Genomic DNA, 18,347 nt, shown 5'->3' on the forward strand with positions numbered 1-18,347 from the left:
TGAGCAATCTCCCCGCGGCTCAGAAAGGAAGCAGGTGGGTGAGGCGCTTATGAGCAATCTCCCCGCGGCTCAGGAAGGGAAGCAGGTGGGTGCAGCGCTTATAAGCAATCTCCCCGTGGCTCAGGAAGGGAAGCAGGTGGGTGCGGTGCTTATGAGCAATCTCCCCGTGGCTCAGGAAGGGAAGCAGGTGGGTGCGGTGCTTATGAGCAATCTCCCCGTGGCTCAGAAAGGAAGCTGCGTGCATGACTCTTATGATCAATCTCCCAACGACTCAGGAATGAATCGGTCCGGTATGGATGTAGATGCAGGCTGCTTTTATTCGCTGCTTTTGCTTGAAAATGGGCCTTCATTCGTAAGGTGCAAAGGACGTAGTGCGGTAAAAGATGAGTATTTGGCAAGAACTAATGACCATGGGGATGCTGGGTTGATGTACCGCCATCCCCAAGTTATGAGTCGATGGGATATTGACTAAAAGGACTTGAGATGGGAGGTCTGCGGAGGCAGAGGGGCAATCCGCTAGCGGCTCAGGAACGAGTAAGTTGGGTAGGAAAGCAGGTGCAAGGGTTAGAGCAGTTATTGAGTTAATCTAGAGGGAACGAAGGCGGCCAAGAATATTTAACGTGCTGATGTACAGGTTCTCCCGGTGGTATGAGCCGATGGGATAGTGCCCAAAAGGGGAGAAAGAGCCAGCTGTGGAAGGGGCTATTGAGATGATGAGTACGCAAGTAGCATGGCTAGGAGAGTCTTCCAGAGGCGGTCATCCTGGAACAAGGCGGGAACCGATGACTGCCCCCGAGGGTTCCGGTTCCGGGACGAGTGCATGTCGGGCATGCACTCCCCGGTTGGCTTGGCTGTGAAGCATCATGTGGCGCGATGAATGGACGCATGCGCTGCTTCTTCTTGGGCTTGGTATGCGGGATATGGCTGTTGAACCGAGGCCGAGTCTTGGTGTTTGCTCGGATCGATTTCCTCCATTTCGCGGGCAGTAGGAAGGCCGGTTTGTTGGATGACGAATTGGGTTACTTTGTCGGCATACCGTTCTTTGTCATAGCAATAGGCAACCGCATGGGTAGCTTGGTCTATCAGCAGCAGTTCCTTGGGCTCGGGCTTGGCCTCGTACATATCGATGCTCATTTTGGTCGGGACGAATATATCCGCTGCTCCGTGGATGAACAGGATCGGAAGCTTGCAGGTTCGCATTACCTTGATCGGGCTGACATCTTGCAAGCGGAATCCGGCTTTGCTTTCCAGCAGGATGTCGATCAGCTTCATGAAGGGCCAGGTCGGAAGGCGATTCAGTACGGTGACCTGATGGCGTATGAGCTCTGTCAGATCGGAATAGGGACAGTCGGCAACGATGAATTTCACGCGCGGATGAGGATTGGCTGCGTACTCCAGCACGGTGCCCCCGCCAAAAGACTGGCCATGCAGCCCGATGGTGCAGTCCTTTCCTTTATTCCCGATAATCCATTCTACCCAGGCTTCAATGTCGCGCTTTTCCTTCAATCCGAAGGTGGTGCGGATCCCCTCGCTCTGTCCGTGCCGCCGCTGATCGATCAAAAGGGCATTGTACCCGAGCTTGAAGAACATGTTCATGAATTGGGCCGACCACGGAAGGGCGGATGTGTATCCATGCACGATAATGATAATTCGATCGGAATAGGGATGCTTTTCAATGTACGTGCCGTGAAGCTTCAATCCGTCGTGGCTGCGAATAAAAATTTCTTCTTTGTCGCAATCGTCGAACTCTTTTTTGGTGAAGACGCGATACTGCTCCAGCAGCTCGAAGCAATTGTCGTAGGTGGCTGGTTTTTTGCGGGTCATCTGATGGACGGCATATCTCGGAACAATCCATGCGATTAGAACGAAGATAATGATGAGGGTGGAGGCCAGGAAGATGTAGATCATATCCGCGTGTTCCCCTTGTCAGTTATTGTCGAGACGATGTTACTAGGTTGTGCAGGAAAATGGCAATTTACACATCCCCGGGTGACCTGACACTGCCGCTCGCCTAACCGGTCACGATTGGCGTTCGCGGTAGAGGTTCTATACAATGGGGAAAAAGAGATGCGAAAGGATAAGACACCATGTCCGAACTTCATTCAACTCATTCGACATTTATCGAGCGTAATCCGAAGAAGGCGCCGCGCCGGCTGCTTATCGCCGGAACTGGAAGCGGGACCGGGAAGACGACGGTCACCCTTGGACTGATGCGGGCGCTTACCCGCCAGGGATGGAAGGTCCAACCGTTCAAATGCGGGCCGGATTACATCGATCCGACTTATCATACCGCCGTATGCGGAGCAAACTCTCGCAATCTGGATGAATGGATGTGCGGAGCGGAAGCGATGAGGTCGACCTTCCTCCGCCATTCCGCCGCGGCGGATATCGCGCTTATCGAGGGCGTGATGGGGATGTACGACGGGCGCCGAGCCGACAGCGATGAGGGGAGCGCGGCTTCGATTGCGAAGAAGCTCGACTGCCCGGTGCTGCTCGTCATTGATGCGTCAGGCATGGGGCGGAGCGCCGCGGCGATCGTGCTCGGCTTCCAGCAGCTTGATCCTGAGGTCCGCCTGGCTGGCGTCATCGCGAACCGGGTTGGCAGCGAAGGCCATGGCAAGCTGATCCGGGAAGCGGTAGAGCAGGTGTGCGGCGTGCCGCTGGTGGGCTATGTGCTGCGGGAAGACGGATTGCAGGTGCCGGAGCGGCATCTCGGTCTCGTCCCGGCCGTGGAGCGAGGCGGGCTGGAGACGCTGTTCGACCGGATGGCCGACGCCGTCGAGGCGCATACGGATATAGAGGCGCTGCTGCAGATTGCAACGGTTGCTGCGGCGAATCGGGAGGAGGCGGTCAACGGAGGCGGCGCGATGGAGCGGCCGGACGCGGCCCCCTTGTCCGTGCATGAAGCGGGCCCGGCGGGAGGAGCCGGAACGGATGTGCCGACCGGCGGGTCGGAGCGGCGACTGCGGCTGGCGCTCGCTTATGATGCCGCGTTTCATTTCTATTACGCGGATAATCTGGAGATGCTCGAAGAGGCAGGCTTCGAGCTGGTGCGGTTCTCGCCCCTCCTGGACGAGCCGGTGCCCGAGGATGCCGACGGGCTCTATATCGGGGGCGGCTTCCCCGAGGCATTTGCCGAGCAATTGGCGCGATGCGGCCGGACGCTCGGTTCGATACGGGAAGCCGTGGAGGCGGGCATGCCGACGTTCGCCGAATGCGGCGGGTATATGCTGCTGATGGAGCGGCTCCTTACCGTCAACGGCGAAGTCTGCCCGCTGGCCGGTCTGCTTCCGGGCGAGACGCGGATGGGAACGAAGCTGGCCGCGCTGGGTTACCGGGAGGTGACCGGCACGGACGGTAACTTCTTGCTCCGGGGCGGCACGGCGAGAGGTCATGAGTTCCATTATTCGACGATCGAGGAGCCTGAGGCCGGGCCGAAGCAAGCTTATCCTCCGGCCTATCTGTCCCGGGGAAGGGCCGGAGAGAAGCCGGAAGGAGCGGTTCATCCGGCCGGTCTGCCGCTCGTTGCCGGGTATACGCATCTGCATTTCGCGTCGAATCCGGAGATCGTGGCGAATTGGCGCCAGGCCTGTGTCGCATTTCGTCAAAAACGTATATAATGAATCAGTACGGGTCTAAAAATGTCAAGGCCAGTATACGATATCCAGCTAGCTATGCCGCGATTGCGGCAAGTGCCGACTAGCGCCAACTATATGTTGACATACTTCATGCATATATCTATGCAATGATCGAAAGGATTTGGAACCGATGTGTGGCATTGCCGGAATCTATCATTTTCATGATCAACAACCATCCGAACATATCATTCGCAGCATGATGGACCTGATCCATCACCGGGGACCGAACGATGCGAAGCTGTGGATCGGCGACCGGGTCGGCCTGGGCTTCCGCCGGCTGTCCATCATTGACGTTGCTGAAGGCGCGCAGCCGCTGAGCAACGAGGATGATTCGGTATGGATTATTTTTAATGGCGAGATATATAACTATTTGGAGCTGCGTGAGGATCTGCTCAGCCGCGGCCATCAGTTCAAAACCAATACAGATACGGAATGTATCCTGCACTTGTATGAAGAATACGGAACGAAGTGCGTCCACCATCTCCGGGGGATGTTCGGCTTCGCGATCTGGGATCGGAACAAGCAAGAGCTGTTCCTGGCCCGCGATCATTTCGGCATTAAGCCGCTGTACTATTACATGAACGACGAGATGCTCGCCTTCGGGTCGGAGATCAAGAGCATTTTGGCCGTGCCGGGCGTGGCCCGTCAGGTCAATATGAATGGCTTTTACAACTATTTGACCTTCCAATATGTTCCCGATCCGGAGACGATGTACGCCGGCATCTATAAGCTGCCGCCGGCTCATTCTATGACAATTCCTCTGGGCGGGCAGCCTGTTATCGAGAAATATTGGGACCCGATGTTCGAACCGGTCGATCGTCCGCTTACGCAGGTTATCGACGAGATTCGCCACGTCATGCGCGATTCGGTAGAGCATCATCTGCACAGCGAGGTCGAACGCGGATGCTTCCTGTCGAGCGGCATCGACTCGACGATTACGTCCACGCTCATGCGTTCCATCGAGCCGATCAAGACGTTCAGTGTCGGCTTCGAGGGGCCGAACAATGAGACGATTATCGCCCGCGATACGGCCCGGCAGATCGATACCGATCATTATGATCGAATGATTACGCAGGAGATGTATTTCGACGCGGTACCGCGCGCGATCTGGCATTTGGACGAGCCTGTAGCCGATCCATCCGCGATCGCGCTGTACGAGGTTGCGCGGCTGGCGAAGGAGCATGTGACGGTCGTGCTGTCCGGGGAAGGCGCGGACGAACTGTTCGGCGGCTATCGCATCTACCGCGAGCCGCATTCGCTGCGCTATCTGTCCTGGATGCCGGAAGGAATGCAGCGCGTCGTGAACAAGATGGTGCGTGCCGTACCGTTCTCTTTCTATGGGAAAAACTACTTGCTGCGGGGAACGACTCCGCTGGAGGAGCGCTTCCTGGGCAATGCCAATATCATGACCGACGATGCAAAGGCCGAGCTGCTGCGCGTCGGCGCGGAAGAGATAGCGGCCTACCAGAAGCCGTTCGATATCGCGCGCCGTTACTATGATCGCACCCGCCATCTCGATCCGGTGTCGCGGATGCAATATATCGATATGAATCTGTGGATGCCGGGCGATATTCTGATGAAGGCGGACAAGCTGACGATGGCGCATTCGCTGGAGCTGCGCGTGCCGTTCCTGGACCGGAAGGTGTTCGACGTGGCCCGTACGATTCCGGCTTCCTACCGGATTGCCGAGAAGACGACGAAGTACGCGCTCCGCAAGGCGATGGAGGGCATTATTCCGGATTCGGTGCTCCACCGGCCGAAGCTCGGCTTCCCTGTCCCGATGCGCGATTGGCTGCGTACGGAGCGGGCCGGCATCATGTGGGAGGAACTGGCTGCGAGCGGCATCGATCCGCTCGTCAACCTGAGCGCGGTGGAAGAAATGTTCAGCCGCCACCGCAACGGCCAAGGCGACTACTCCCGCAAAATCTGGGTGCTCTACGTGTTCGGACTCTGGTACCGGACGTATATGCGGAAGCAATAATCCGGTCCGGTGTAAAGAATATGATGAGTTGAAAGGCGCTTCTCCTTGGAGAGGCGCTTTTTTTGGTGAGCCAGGGGAGACAATATCGCGATATCAAGCGAAGTTTTTTGTTGGCATTACTCTTTTCGATACCTTTTACGGTGAGTGATGTCCTGTTTTTTCGATGACATATAAAAATGCAAGCTGCAGGCCGGACTCTCCTCGGAGATATGGCTTGCAGCTTGTTGTCTTTAGGCTGGCTGGGCGGAATTCCGGTCCGACCCTTCCTTGGCAGGATGGCGTCTTCGGCCCGGGTCGTCGCGGGAGATACGGCCGCTGCCGATCAGCAGGGAGATGACGATGCCGGCGATGATGAATCCGAGTCCCGTCAGAAAGACGGATGAGAAGGAAGCCGACCACGCTTCCTTCAGCGTGTTGAGCACGGCAATCTTGGCTTGGCCTTCGAGCGGCAGCATCGCCGGGTTGATCAGAAGCTGATATAAGGTGTTCGAATCCGTTCCGATCCTGTCGAGGACGGCCTGCGTTACCGGATCGGCGTTCTGTATGGCTGCGGTGATGTTCCTTGCGATATCGGCGTTCATAATGACGTTGAAGAGCGTCGTGCCAATGGTGCTCCCGATGGAACGGAAGAAGGTCGTCGCCGAGGTGACGGTACCGAGCTGTTCGCGGGGGAATGCGTTTTGGACGACGATGGTAATGAGCGGCATCACCAGGCCCATTCCGAAGCCGAGCACCATCATGAAGCCGTAGGCCGTGAATGGAGTCGTATGGATGCCCATGGTGGACATGAGCAAGAAGCCAAGGGCGCTGATCACCATCCCGGAAGCCATAACGGTGCGGTAAGGGAGCTTGAGCACAAGCCGGCCGCCGAGCACGCTGGCGATGATGAGCGCGATCATCATCGGAGTCATGGTGGATCCGGCCTGGGTCGGCGTGACCCCGAGGACGCCCTGCATGAACATCGGCACGAACATAATGGCGCCGAACATCCCGAGCCCGACCAGGAAGCCGAGCCCGACGGCGACATTGAAGACGCGGCTGCGGAACAACGACATGTCGATAATCGGATCGGCCGCGCGGTGCTCGATCGGGATGAAGACGAGGAACAGCGCCAGGGCCACGCCAAATATAAACAGACTGTAAGGGGATGTCCAGGCATACTTTGCATGATCGAGCGACAGGCCGTACAGCAGCAGCACGATTCCCGGAATGAGCGTGAAAATGCCGAGCCAGTCAATGTGAACTTTTTTGTTCTTGTCGCGTGGGCTGCTCATCGATTTCATTCCGATAAAAATGAGCGCGGTCGAGACCAGGCCGAAGGGGACGTTGATGAGAAAAATCCAGTGCCAGCTAATATGATCAACGATCAAGCCGCCGAGAAAAGGCCCGACGATGGAACTAAGCCCGAAGATGGCCCCGAACGCGCCCTGCCACTTCGCCCGCTGGGCCGGGGTGAACATCATCCCGATAATCGTCTGGGACATGGGCATAAGCAGGCCGCCTCCAATCCCTTGAATGGCGCGGTAACCAATCAATTGGCCCATGTTGACCGCGGTTGCACAAAGGAAGGAACCGATAACGAAAATAATCCATCCGGTCAAATAAATAAACCGGCTCCCGAACAGATCCGCCAGCTTGCCCGAGAGCGGGATGACGGTAGTCGAACAGATCATGTACGCCGTCGTTACCCAGGCGAAGATGGCGAATCCGCTTAATTCCTTAATAATGGTCGGCATGGCCGTGCCTACGACGGTCTGTTCCAGCGAACTGAAAAACATCCCCATTATGAGACCGATGAGAACCATGTTGCGTTGAGATTTCGCTATGTCCTTCACCGCCATGAGTGGCCTCCTTTCCGTACGCTGCGCGTCTTCGAAGAGGGCTTCGCCGCGCTTGCTCCGTCTTTACTTTCTTCAGGTTAAGCGGTATGATGCTAATTGAATTTTTCAGTGGACGGGCAGGTAAAGCGCCATAAGGTCTTCCCGATCTGTATTAAGTTGGGTTGGGCCGTACGATTTTATGCGTCTGCGCCGGTTCGGAAGGTTGGAAGCCCGTCCCGGCGGGCGCTTCTAAGATAAGGGGGGAGGACTTATGAGCTGGCTGCTTCGCATCGACCCCTTGACGAAGGGAATATGGCTGCTAAGCACCGGACTGGCCGTCATGATCAGCACGCAGGTGGAGTGGCAGGCCGGCTGGTTCCTTGCCGTTCTGCTCATCGCGCTGACCGGAAGCGGGTGGACAGCGCAGCGCTGGAAGATGGTGGGCGTATGGATTGGCGGTTTCGCCCTTCCGCTAATGCTGTTCCAGTGGCTGGTCCTGCCTGGCGATACGCCGTGGCTGACGGCAGGGAAGCTTACCTTGACGCGGGAAGCCGGTCTCCAGTCGTCCGCGCTGACGCTGAGGGCGATGTCGTTGTTCCTGTCATCGCTCGTCTATGCGGGAACGACGGCGCCGCGCGATGTCGTCCTCGCCATGTCACGCTACTTGCGGCTGCCGGACCGCTTCGCGTACGCGGCAGCGATCGCGCTGCGCTTCGTGCCGATTCTGCTGGCCGAGACGGCCCGGATCCGGCACGCTGAGCGCCTGCGCCGCCTCGTTCCGCCGCACAGCGTGGCGGAACGGCTTGAACGGCTGCAGCGCGTCATCGCCGGTGCGGCTGCGCATACGCTCCGCCGCGTGCAGGACGTGGCCACGGCGATGGAGGCGAAGCGCTTCGGCGCCGCCCCGCGCACGTATCGGCGCCGGCTCGTCTTCGCGGCGCCGGGTATCGGACTGGCCCTGGCTTCGGCGTTAGCAGCCGCCGCCACCTGGTGGTACGGCTAAGCGGCCGGCAACCCGTACCGTCCCGGGGCTTTGGGTCCCGGGCAGAGGCAGGCCCCGCTTTTTTACTTGCATTTCCAGCGCATGGCTTGTAACGTGTAAAGAAGAAATGGGATGCCGGATTATCGCATCCTTCCGCATTAGGGAGACCATAAGGGAGAGTTGACCACAGATGACATCATCCAACACGCGATTATGGCGTTCGCTGACCTTGAGCGAATGGGTTCTCATGGCCCTGCTGGCCGCGGCGAACGGGGTGCTGACGAGCGGCTTGTCCTGGCTGAACAAGCTGCTGCACTCGTTGGGCGGGCCGATGCTGACGTCATCCATCGTAGGGTTATATATGATTTACGGCCTGCTGGCCGCCTATATTATTCGCAAGCCGGGCGCGGCGATGCTGACCTACGCGCTCGGCGCCGTCGTGCAGATTCTGCTCGGCACCGCCTACGGCGCCTGGTCTGCGATTGTAGCCGCGCTATGCTACGGCATCGTCATCGAGCCGCTGCTGTATCTGTTCCGTTACCGGCGCTACGATTGGCCGGCCATGCTCTTTATCGGCTTGGCGGCGGTCCCGATCTGGTTCGTCGTCTCCGCCTTCATGTTCGGCTACATTTATTATGAGACGTGGGTATTGATTGCGACGCTCGTGATTCGCTGTCTCAGCGGCCTTGCGCTCTGCGGCGCATTGACGAAGCTGGTTGGCGATCGGTTGGCGCCCGCGCGGGCTGTCCGCCCGTTCGCTCTGGGGAAGGCCTGCCGCGAGCATCGGGGATAGGGGGCTTCCACGATGGGATTTTTGCGTGAAGAGGTCATGCGCATCGAGCGCGTGACCTTTACCTATTTGGGCGCGGACGAGCCGGCCCTCCGCGATTGCAGCTTCACGCTGCGTCGGGGCGATATCGTCTATATCGCCGGAGCGAACGGAAGCGGCAAGACGACGCTGTGCAAGCTGCTGGCTGGCGTGATGCAGCCCCATGAAGGCACGCTGCAGGGGAAGGCGGCGCTGCCGGAGGGCGAGACGACCGCATTGGCCGGATTGGCTTTGCAGGATGCCGACTCTCAGCTCATTCTCGGCACGGTGGAGGACGAGCTGGCCTTCGCTCCGGAAAATATGGGGCTGCCTGCGGATGAAGTGAGGCGCAGAGTGGAGGAGCAGCTCGAAGCGTTCGGGCTCAAATCGCTGCGTGAGGCGCCGATTACGGATCTGTCAGGGGGAGAGAAGCAGCGGACGGCTCTCGCTGCGGTCATGACGATGGAGCCGGAGGCGCTCATCCTGGACCAGGCCTGGAGCCATCTGGATGCGGCCTCCCGGGAGCGGCTCCTCCAGACGCTTCGCGCAGGGCGTCAGGCCGGGCGAACGGCGGTGTTGGCCGGGGCCCGGCTGGAGGATTGGATCGGGCGCCTGCCCGATGTGCGGCTGCTGCTGCTGGAGGAGGGGCGCATCATCTATGATGGCGGCTTGCAAGAAGCGGAAGCGGCGGCCGCACTGGACAAGCTGCGGGCCGCCACGCCGGCGCAGCCGTCAGTGCGGGCCGACGCTGTCCCTGATGACCGGGCGGACGGCAGGCGGCTGCCTGGGGAGCACCCAGGGAAAGCCCCCGTCCTGCAAGTACGGGACGTAGCGTTCCGGTACGGGAAAAGGCGGAAGGATAACGCCAGCTTGAACGGCCGGGAACAGGCGCTTCGCGAGGTCTCGTTCGAGCTGTACCAGGGACAATGCCTGCTTCTTCGCGGATCGAACGGAGCAGGCAAATCAACCTTGTTCAAACTCCTGACGAAGGGCATGCCGCGGCAAGCGGGACGGATGTCCGGGGAGATCCGGCTGGCCGGCAAGCCGCTGCCGCGCTGCTCCGTGTATGAAGCGGCCCGTCTGATCGGGTATGTGCCGCAGCAGCCGGAAGCCGGATTGTTCGGCCGTACCGTCGAAGAGGAAGTGCTCGATGCGGCCGCCATGGCTTGGCGGAGCTGCCGCTTGACCGCCCCGGTGCCGCCGGCGGAGGCCAAGCTGGAGGAATCGGTTGCGTCGATGGCGGAGGAATTGCTCCGCACAACGGGCCTGTCCCGTTACCGCTGCCACCATCCTCACGATCTGCCTGCGGGAGCCATCCGGCTGCTCAGCGTCGCGTTGGCCGGCCTGCACCGGCCCGCCCTGCTGCTGCTCGATGAGCCGACAGCAGGTCTCGATGCCGGGAGCGCCGCGTTGATACGCGACTGGTGCCTAGCGCAGGCCGAGCGGGGCTGTGGCTTGATCGTCATCACCCATGATGATATCTGGGATGAGACTGCTCATCCGCAGTTGGCTTCAGTCTATATGGAAGCGGGGCGCTGGCTTGGCACGGACGGACGGGGGAGCGGAGGGCCGGAACAGCGTTAAGCGAATTCGTCTGGTTCGTGGGCCGGACAAGGGCATGATAAGATAGCAGATAGCGGCAACATGCGTGACGATATGCAGGACCAATGTGAATGGAAGCGGAGAGCAAGAGAGAAGGGGAATGAAGCAATGGGAAGCACTGCAACGATGCAGGCCGGGCGCGAACGGAAGCTTGTGACGCTGGCCTTGTTATTATCTACATTTTTGGCGGCGATTGAGGTTACAGTCGTCAGTACCGCGATGCCGCAGATCGTGTCTGATCTGGGCGGACTCAAGCTTATCAGCTGGGTCTATTCCGCCTACTTGCTGACGACGGCCATCTCGACGCCCTTGTTCGGCAAGCTGGCCGATCTGTTCGGCCGCAAAAAGATCTTTATTTTTGGCTCTATTTTATTCGTCGGCGGCTCCATGCTGTGCGGCTTATCTTCCAATATGACGCAAATGATTCTGTTCCGGGCCATTCAAGGCATCGGCGCCGGCGCTGTCATGCCCGCCACCTTCACCATCGTGGCGGATATCTTTACTTTGGAAGAACGCGCCAAAATCCAGGGGCTGTTCAGCTCCATCTGGGGCATAGCCGGCCTGGTCGGCCCGTTGGTCGGCGGATTTTTTGTCGATTCGCTCTCCTGGCACTGGATCTTTTTCTTCAACGTGCCGTTCGGCATTATTTCGGTATGGATGATCGCCAAGCTGTTCCATGAGAAGGTGGAGAAGAAGGACAAGCCGATCGATTACGCTGGCGCGGCGACCTTCTCGATCGGGATGACGGCCTTATTGTTCGCCATTATTACCGGGGGGCAGAACATTGCTTGGACATCCCCCTGGATGTTCGCGCTGCTCGGCTTGGCTGCGTTGTTCCTCATCTGGTTCTGCCGGATCGAAAAAACAGCGCAGGAACCGATGGTTCCGTTCCAGTTGTTCCGCAATAAGGATATCGCCATCTCCAATCTCGTCGGCTTCCTTGTCAGCAGCGTGCTGATTGGCATCAATTCGTACATGCCGCTCTGGATTCAGGGCGTCATGGGGCATAGCGCCACCAGCTCCGGCATGGCGCTGACGCCGATGTCCATCGGCTGGCTCATCGGCTCGATTATCGGAGGCCGCATGCTGATCAAGAGCGGCCCGCGGCTGACCTCCTCCCTCGGCATGACGCTCATTGCCGCCGGATCGATATGGCTCGCCTCCATTACGGGAGCCACGTCGATGTGGGTTATTGTCGCGCTGATGACGGTATCGGGACTCGGCTTCGGGTTCTCGATTACCGTGTTCACGATTATCGTCCAGTCGTCAGTCGAGTGGAATATGCGCGGCGCTTCCACGGCGTTGAACACGTTCGTGCGGACGCTCGGCCAGACCATCGGCATCGCGGCGCTTGGCACCTTCCTGAATGAACGCATCGCGTCCATGGTCAGACAAGCCGGGCCGGACATCGCTTCGCGCATTTCGGATGATGACCTGAACAAGCTGTTGAACCCGGAGAGCGCGAGCCAACTGGCGCCGGATGTCATGAACAGCCTGCGCACGTTCCTGGAGACCGGGCTCGAGAATGTGTTCCTCGTGATGGCGGCCGTCGCCGTCATCTGCCTCGGCTGCACCTTGATGATGCCGAAGGGCAAGCTGAACAGCAAATAGCATCGATTCGACCGTCCCTTACGGGGCGGTTTTTTTGTGCCTAAAAGACGGAGTTTTAGGTGAAGGTCCAGTCCAAATACTGGGCCAAGGTCTAATAATAGACTGGCCTGGCGGTCATTACTTGGAAAAATATGCCCCGTTACAATGAGGATGAGGGAGGTTGTTGTTGCCATATGAATCAATAGTCCGGTAAATCATGTAACGAATACATAGCTGCCGATCAAAACATTGGACAAGGAGAATGGAAAGTGAAAAAGGCAAGTCTTATCGTTTTAACCGCAATCATATTTCTCATGTCAGCGGTACCCGCTTTTGCGAAGGAAGAGGAAAGCAGTTCTCATCAAGAGCTTATGAACGTTCGGGCATTTACGAAGCTGTATGGATATGTAAGGTTTTTTCACCCAAGCGATGAGAACACCCAAATCGATTGGAAGCGTTTTGCCATCCATGGGGTGAGCAAAGTAAGGGCTGCAAAAACAAAGGATGAATTAACAACAACATTGCAGGAGCTTTTCTACCCGATCGCTCCGACGATGAACCTCACGAAGCAAGACAACGCAACTCGGCTCAGCCCGCCTGCACAAGCCAAAAATTTGACCGCGTGGCTTCACGAAGGCGTCAAAATGGATATTCCCCAATTGGATCTATTATACAAGAGCGAGCGGCCGCAGTCCGCTGATCTCAGCGAGATTAAGCTCATGGACCAATTGGCGGAAGTAGAGCACGTTTTACAGCCGGGAGAAACGGTTGTCAAACCGATCGCCCCGGGTATATTCGCCCACATTCCCCTCGTTCTCTATAGAGACGATAAAGGTACATTAGGCGCAACGCCGAAATCGGCACAAGAATTGACACAGCTGCAACAGCAGCTTTCACGAATCGATTTGGCGAAAGCTTCGTTAGATGACACAAATGTCCGCTTGGCAAACTTCGTCATTACCTGGAATGTTCTTCAGCATTTTTACCCTTATTTCGATGTTGTGAAAGTCGATTGGGAGCAAGCGTTAACCGACGCGCTGCAGCAATGCTTGAAAGACCAGACAACCGATCAGTTCGTGCAAACGATGAAACAAATGCTGGAGAAAACCCGCGACGGGCATAGCGGTATGCTTGGTCCTAAGAATCAGACAAGCGACCGGGCGTACTTCCCTTTCCGTGTCGAATGGATCGAGGAGCAAGTAGTCATTTCGAATGTAAAATCAGGAATCGATCTTAGGCGAGGGGATATTATCCTAAAGCTGAATGAGAAAAGCGCCACAGCTTATTTTAAAGAACTGGAAAAATATATTGCCGGAAGCGAGCAGTGGAAACGTTATACCGCCGCAACTCAATTTTCGGAAGGGAGTATCGGAAAGGAAGCAACACTGACGGTTCAACGCGGAGAGCAGAAATTTGAAATTTCTCTTTCTTACACAAGCAAAAATATTATGGAAGTTGATGATTTTATCCGTCCTGAGCCCATTGACAAAGTCGCTGACGATATTTATTACGTCAACTTATCCAATATAACGATAGATATGTTTAAGGATAGGCTACCTGAGTTAGAAAAGGCAAAAGGAATTATCTTTGATATGAGAGGTTATCCAAATGTTATGCAAGACCTGTTATCGTATTTAACGGATGTCCCGCTTCAGCTCCCGTCGCAATATGTTCCAATATCCGTATATCCGGATCAAGAAAAAGCAGGTTTCCGTCTTGATCGAATGTCGGTTGAACCGTCGCAGCCAAAACTGAAGGGTAAAATGGTATTTCTTACGTATGGAGGTGCTATAAGCCGAGCCGAATGGTTACTGGGTGTCGTTGAACATTACCGACTGGGGGAAATTGTCGGAGAACCGACTGCGGGAGCCAACGGAAACGGAAATGGAATGGAACTGCCGGGCGGATACAACATATTTTGGACGGGCCAGAAAGTATTGAAACAAGACGGCAGCCAGCATCATCTCGTCGGTATTCAGCCTACCGTGCCGGTGAAGCGAACGATTAAAGAGCTTCGTGAAGGGCGCGATATCTATATGGAAAAAGCGATCGAAGTCATTAATGCTGCCAAGAGTACTCGATAGTTCAGGCTGTTGGAAACCCCTGTTTTTACGAAGGGGTGCAGATGTCCATTTACCTAATCAAAACTTGGCACTCAAAGCGTTTTAAGTCGATTTTTTCTACTGAGAGACGAGATCCACCATATAAAAAATGAAGTGGAGAAAATTCCCACATACTTCTCAACGCCCTGATTTTACGGGATCCAAGAGACCGCGTCGGATCCTGGGGGCATCATCGACTCCAGGAGGAATCATCGCCTCGTTGCCTTCAGGAGAGGAGGCATCGTTGCCTCTCGGGGCTTGAACGTGTCGAGGGAATTGCTGCAATTTTACAGGAATTTCGGCTCAATGAGTCCACATCCCGAGGAATTGCTGCATATCTACATCATTTTAGGCCCTTTTGCTTCAAGTCGAAGCGAAAAGGGTGAAATTCCTGCAGTTTTGCAGGATTCCCTTTCTGGTAGAGTCGTCCATATCGAATTGCTGTATTTGCGCAGGATTTCGCTTACCGAATAGAAGTGTCTGGAGAAATCGTGTAGTTTTGCGGATTTCGCCTACCGAATAGACGTGTCTAGGGAAATGGTGCAGTTTTCAGGTCGTTGGAAAACCCCTGTTTTTTACGAAGGGTAGAGATTGTCCATTTTCCTACTCAAAACTTGGCACGCATAGCGTTTTAAATCGATTTTTTACTGAGAGACGAGATCAACCACATAAAAAATGAAGTCCCAAAAAATCCCTTGAACTTCAGATGGCCAATACGTTAGACAGCGAATTGGATGGTTTGAATTTCACGATTGATCAAGCAAAGTCGAGCGGTAATACATGACTTCCGCGAAATCAGCCAAAGCATACTTTGATCAGATTGATGCAAATAAAAAGGAATTTATGTCGTACGACCAATCCGCTCATTATCCGCAATTTGAAGAAAAAGAAAAATTCGCAAAGTGGATGGTGGATTCGTTCGCACCGACTGAATGAGTGGCCTCTAGCGTATGCCGTCCCTTACGGGGCGGTTTTTTTATGCATAAAGTAGGAAAATATGGATTTGTGTCGAATGGATATAGGGGAATTGTCGAACTACCTTCAGCCAAAGGAGTCGTCCTCTATGCCGTATACCTCGGTACTGCCGAACTCAAGCCGTACGGGTCTTGCTTACATCTCGCTTATCCTGCTGGGGGTCATCGGCTCCCAAGTCGCAATCAAGTTCCCGTTCGGCGTGGAATTTGCTCTGAGCGGGGCTTTCTTCCTTGTGGCTTTCGTCTTATTCGGTGCAATCCGAACGATGGCGTTCGCCGGACTGGCCGCACTGGTCCTCTATGTCGCCGGATATGATATCGATATACTGGCGTTCATCGGATTGGAGCTTGCCGTCGTTGGTTTTCTCTATCGCCGCAGACGGAGGCTGTTGTTCTGGGACAGCTTGTTCTGGCTAGCGGTCGGAGCTCCGGGAATCGTGCTGCTGTTCTTCATGCGAACCGGCGTGTTCGGGACAGAGGCCATGCTTCAATATATGATGTCCGCTGTCAACGGCATCGTCAATGCGATGCTCGCCGATATGCTGATTGCCTACGTGCCGTGGCAGCGCCTCCTCGTACGCAGCGCCGACCGGCCGATTTCTCTGCAGCGGGTTATCATTCATCTGGCGCTGGCCGCGGTCTTGCTCTCTTTCCTGTCGCATATGAAGCTGGGCAGCATGAGCTTGCTGACAGAAGTGGAGCGCGAAGCGTATGCCCGCTTGGAGGAGCAGTCGATCCGGGCCGAGGAAGCGCTGCGGGAGCTGGAAGGATCGAGCCGGCGGCTGCCTTGGAGTGTGCCTGCCGTATGGGCGAACGTACCGCTGGTGGAGAGTCTCCTGAAGGAGGAGTCGCTGGACGGCGCCATCAAGTTCGCATTGACGGACAGGCATGGCGAAATGTTCGCCTGGAGCGACCGCATGTGGGCAGACTACCGGCATCGATTGTATGAGGAGGCGGGAGCGGTGCGAACCGCCCTTCCCCTGCCCAAAATGTTAGCATCGGGAGATGGAGTGGAGCGGATCCGGGTCGCCGGCTTCTATCGTGTCCTGCCGGGGACGGAGAACTACCACTACGCAACCGGCCGCTGGAAGGACGGCTATTATGTGCTGGAACGCTTTGGCGAGGCCGGAAGGGCAGGGGCGGTGACCGCCTTTCTCCCGAATGATACGTTCCTGCCGGAGATTCTCTCTTCTTATGTCTGGGAACTGGCTCTTATGCTGGCCGTGTGGGGCATCGTAGCGGGGATCGCGGTTATGGTCAGCCGTTCTCTCATTCGCTCCCTTGACGGGTTGAACCGGATGACGAGCGTTGATCCGGATACGTTCACGGACTGGGAGAGGCAAGCGTGGCCGCATAGCCGCGTTCGCGAGATTCGGTCCCTGATGTTGAATTTCCGCGCGATGGCCGAGAGGCTTACCGCGCAGTTCCGGGAGCTTCACCGCATGAATGAGCATCTTGTGCAGCAGACGAAGCTGCTGGAAAAATCGGAAGAGCACTTGCAGCGGTTGGCCTATTACGATCCGCTCACCCAGCTGCCGAACCGTCATTATTTTACGATAGAGATGGATAAGGCGCTGGAACGGGCCGAGGTAGACGCCACACCCCTGGCTTTGCTGTTCATCGATCTCGATCGCTTCAAATACATTAACGATTCGCTCGGCCACAAGATCGGCGATATGTTGCTCGTCCGAGCCGGGCAGCGCCTGCTCCATTGTCTGTCGAAGCAGGAGGGAGCCCATCTGTGCGCCCGGTTGGGCGGCGATGAGTTCGTCATTTTACTGGAGCAGGGAACACGCGAGGAGGCCAAAAAATTGGCGCAGCGCATCCTCCAGCATTTCCGCGAGCGCTTCTGCATTCACGCGCATGAGCTGTTCGTCTCGGCTTCAACCGGGATCGCGCTCTATCCCGATGACGGGAATACGCTGACAGCCCTGTTCAAGCAAGCCGATACGGCGATGTATGCGGCGAAGGAGCGGGGCGGGCAGACCTACATGTTCTTCGATCAGATTCATCCGGATCTGGCTTCCGGGCGCATGCTGCTTGAAAGCTTGCTATATAAGGCGATGGAGCGGAATGAGCTGACGCTTCATTATCAGCCGATTGTAGATCGCACAGGGAAGGTCGTCGCCGCCGAGGTGCTGCTGCGCTGGCTGCACCCGCAGCAAGGCTATATATCGCCTTCGCAGTTCATTCCGGTCGCGGAAGAAACCGGTTTAATCATTCCGATTGGCGAGTGGGTGCTGCGCAGCGCCTGCATGCAGCATCGCCAATGGAGGGAGCAGGGCATGCCGCCGCTTCGGATGTCGGTGAACGTGTCGCTGAGGCAGTTTTTGAATCAGGATTTCGTGGCGATGGTGGAGCGGATCGTGCAGGAGACACAGTTCGAACCGGAGCAATTGGTGCTGGAGATTACGGAAGGCTATGTGCACAAGCATGTCGGACAAGCCAACCATGTCCTGCGCCAGCTGAAGCGGCGCGGCATGCACATCGCCATCGACGATTTCGGAACAGGCTACTCCTCGCTGGAGCGGCTCAAAACATTGCCGGTCCATACGTTGAAGATAGATCGTTCCTTCGTCCGGCATCTGTCTGCGGATCCGGTCAATGCATCGATTGTGCAGGCTGTCATTCAACTCGGCCATAGCTTGAATCTTACCGTGATAGCGGAAGGAGTGGAGACGGCTGAGGAGTTTCATTACTTGGAGTCATTAGGCTGCAACCATTTCCAAGGCTACTATATCAGTCATCCGCTGCCTGCCGCGGAATTCGCGGCGCGCTTCCGTCAATTCTCCCAATATGCGGACGGGAGAGCCATCGCGGAAGCCGCGGGAGGACAAGCTTAATATTACT

Annotated in this window: 13 protein-coding genes; 11 read left to right on the forward strand and 2 right to left on the reverse strand. The window is 56.5% G+C overall.

Going from position 1 to position 18,347, the window contains the following annotated elements; genetic code table 11:
• Positions 1-49: 49 nt before the first annotated feature.
• Positions 50-472, forward strand: a complete 423-nt coding sequence (locus NNL35_RS05205; protein ID WP_254552997.1) for a hypothetical protein — start codon at positions 50-52, stop codon at positions 470-472.
• A 389-nt stretch (positions 473-861) separates the two neighbouring features.
• On the opposite strand, the gene NNL35_RS05210 is transcribed toward NNL35_RS05205, so the two are convergent.
• Positions 862-1,908, reverse strand: a complete 1,047-nt coding sequence (locus NNL35_RS05210) for an alpha/beta hydrolase (RefSeq protein WP_006679225.1) — start codon at positions 1,906-1,908, stop codon at positions 862-864.
• A 179-nt stretch (positions 1,909-2,087) separates the two neighbouring features.
• Here NNL35_RS05210 and NNL35_RS05215 point away from each other — a divergent pair, with 179 nt between their 5' ends.
• Both NNL35_RS05215 and asnB read left to right on the forward strand, forming a co-directional pair.
• Positions 2,088-3,620 (forward strand): cobyrinic acid a,c-diamide synthase CobB, encoded by a 1,533-nt coding sequence (locus NNL35_RS05215; protein WP_006679224.1) that lies wholly within the window; start codon positions 2,088-2,090, stop codon positions 3,618-3,620.
• A gap of 148 nt (positions 3,621-3,768) precedes the next feature.
• The gene (gene asnB / locus NNL35_RS05220; RefSeq protein ID WP_006679223.1) at positions 3,769-5,619 is read left to right on the forward strand and encodes an asparagine synthase (glutamine-hydrolyzing); all 1,851 of its coding nucleotides are present in this window, start codon (positions 3,769-3,771) and stop codon (positions 5,617-5,619) included.
• Between the two features lie 230 nt (positions 5,620-5,849).
• Here the strand turns inward: asnB and NNL35_RS05225 are convergent, their stop codons facing one another.
• Positions 5,850-7,460 (reverse strand): MDR family MFS transporter, encoded by a 1,611-nt coding sequence (locus NNL35_RS05225; protein WP_006679222.1) that lies wholly within the window; start codon positions 7,458-7,460, stop codon positions 5,850-5,852.
• A gap of 250 nt (positions 7,461-7,710) precedes the next feature.
• On the opposite strand from NNL35_RS05225, the gene NNL35_RS05230 reads away from it, so the two are divergent.
• From NNL35_RS05230 to NNL35_RS05265, 8 genes are all read left to right on the forward strand, one after another.
• Positions 7,711-8,442, forward strand: a complete 732-nt coding sequence (locus NNL35_RS05230; protein WP_006679221.1) for an energy-coupling factor transporter transmembrane component T family protein — start codon at positions 7,711-7,713, stop codon at positions 8,440-8,442.
• 169 nt (positions 8,443-8,611) lie between these two features.
• Complete coding sequence (locus NNL35_RS05235) at positions 8,612-9,214, forward strand: ECF transporter S component (RefSeq protein WP_006679220.1); 603 nt, start codon at positions 8,612-8,614, stop codon at positions 9,212-9,214.
• Between the two features lie 12 nt (positions 9,215-9,226).
• Positions 9,227-10,813, forward strand: a complete 1,587-nt coding sequence (locus NNL35_RS05240; protein WP_006679219.1) for an ABC transporter ATP-binding protein — start codon at positions 9,227-9,229, stop codon at positions 10,811-10,813.
• A gap of 126 nt (positions 10,814-10,939) precedes the next feature.
• Positions 10,940-12,442 carry an MDR family MFS transporter gene (locus NNL35_RS05245; RefSeq protein ID WP_006679218.1) on the forward strand — a complete coding sequence of 501 codons (1,503 nt, stop codon included), beginning with the start codon at positions 10,940-10,942 and terminating at the stop codon, positions 12,440-12,442.
• A gap of 248 nt (positions 12,443-12,690) precedes the next feature.
• A complete protein-coding gene (locus NNL35_RS05250) occupies positions 12,691-14,505 on the forward strand; it encodes a S41 family peptidase (protein ID WP_006679217.1) in 1,815 nt (604 codons plus the stop codon).
• 324 nt (positions 14,506-14,829) lie between these two features.
• On the forward strand, positions 14,830-14,997 hold the full coding sequence (locus tag NNL35_RS05255) for a hypothetical protein (RefSeq protein ID WP_254552999.1): 168 nt from the start codon (positions 14,830-14,832) through the stop codon (positions 14,995-14,997).
• A 306-nt stretch (positions 14,998-15,303) separates the two neighbouring features.
• Entirely contained in the window at positions 15,304-15,459 is a 156-nt protein-coding gene (locus NNL35_RS05260; RefSeq protein ID WP_006678001.1) for a hypothetical protein, read from the forward strand.
• A gap of 127 nt (positions 15,460-15,586) precedes the next feature.
• Positions 15,587-18,340 carry a putative bifunctional diguanylate cyclase/phosphodiesterase gene (locus tag NNL35_RS05265; protein WP_006678002.1) on the forward strand — a complete coding sequence of 918 codons (2,754 nt, stop codon included), beginning with the start codon at positions 15,587-15,589 and terminating at the stop codon, positions 18,338-18,340.
• Positions 18,341-18,347: the final 7 nt, after the last annotated feature.

This window comes from Paenibacillus dendritiformis, from assembly GCF_945605565.1.
Lineage (GTDB): Bacteria > Bacillota > Bacilli > Paenibacillales > Paenibacillaceae > Paenibacillus_B > Paenibacillus_B dendritiformis_A.

What these genes read in the sequence shown, in the direction of transcription:
- NNL35_RS05205 (WP_254552997.1), top strand. Translation starts at nt 50, where the DNA reads ATGAGCAATCTCCCCGCGGCTCAGGAAGGGAAGCAGGTGGGTGCAGCG.
- NNL35_RS05210 (WP_006679225.1), bottom strand. Translation starts at nt 1,908, where the DNA reads ATGATCTACATCTTCCTGGCCTCCACCCTCATCATTATCTTCGTTCTA.
- NNL35_RS05215 (WP_006679224.1), top strand. Translation starts at nt 2,088, where the DNA reads ATGTCCGAACTTCATTCAACTCATTCGACATTTATCGAGCGTAATCCG.
- asnB (WP_006679223.1), top strand. Translation starts at nt 3,769, where the DNA reads ATGTGTGGCATTGCCGGAATCTATCATTTTCATGATCAACAACCATCC.
- NNL35_RS05225 (WP_006679222.1), bottom strand. Translation starts at nt 7,460, where the DNA reads ATGGCGGTGAAGGACATAGCGAAATCTCAACGCAACATGGTTCTCATC.
- NNL35_RS05230 (WP_006679221.1), top strand. Translation starts at nt 7,711, where the DNA reads ATGAGCTGGCTGCTTCGCATCGACCCCTTGACGAAGGGAATATGGCTG.
- NNL35_RS05235 (WP_006679220.1), top strand. Translation starts at nt 8,612, where the DNA reads ATGACATCATCCAACACGCGATTATGGCGTTCGCTGACCTTGAGCGAA.
- NNL35_RS05240 (WP_006679219.1), top strand. Translation starts at nt 9,227, where the DNA reads ATGGGATTTTTGCGTGAAGAGGTCATGCGCATCGAGCGCGTGACCTTT.
- NNL35_RS05245 (WP_006679218.1), top strand. Translation starts at nt 10,940, where the DNA reads ATGGGAAGCACTGCAACGATGCAGGCCGGGCGCGAACGGAAGCTTGTG.
- NNL35_RS05255 (WP_254552999.1), top strand. Translation starts at nt 14,830, where the DNA reads ATGAGTCCACATCCCGAGGAATTGCTGCATATCTACATCATTTTAGGC.
- NNL35_RS05260 (WP_006678001.1), top strand. Translation starts at nt 15,304, where the DNA reads ATGACTTCCGCGAAATCAGCCAAAGCATACTTTGATCAGATTGATGCA.
- NNL35_RS05265 (WP_006678002.1), top strand. Translation starts at nt 15,587, where the DNA reads ATGCCGTATACCTCGGTACTGCCGAACTCAAGCCGTACGGGTCTTGCT.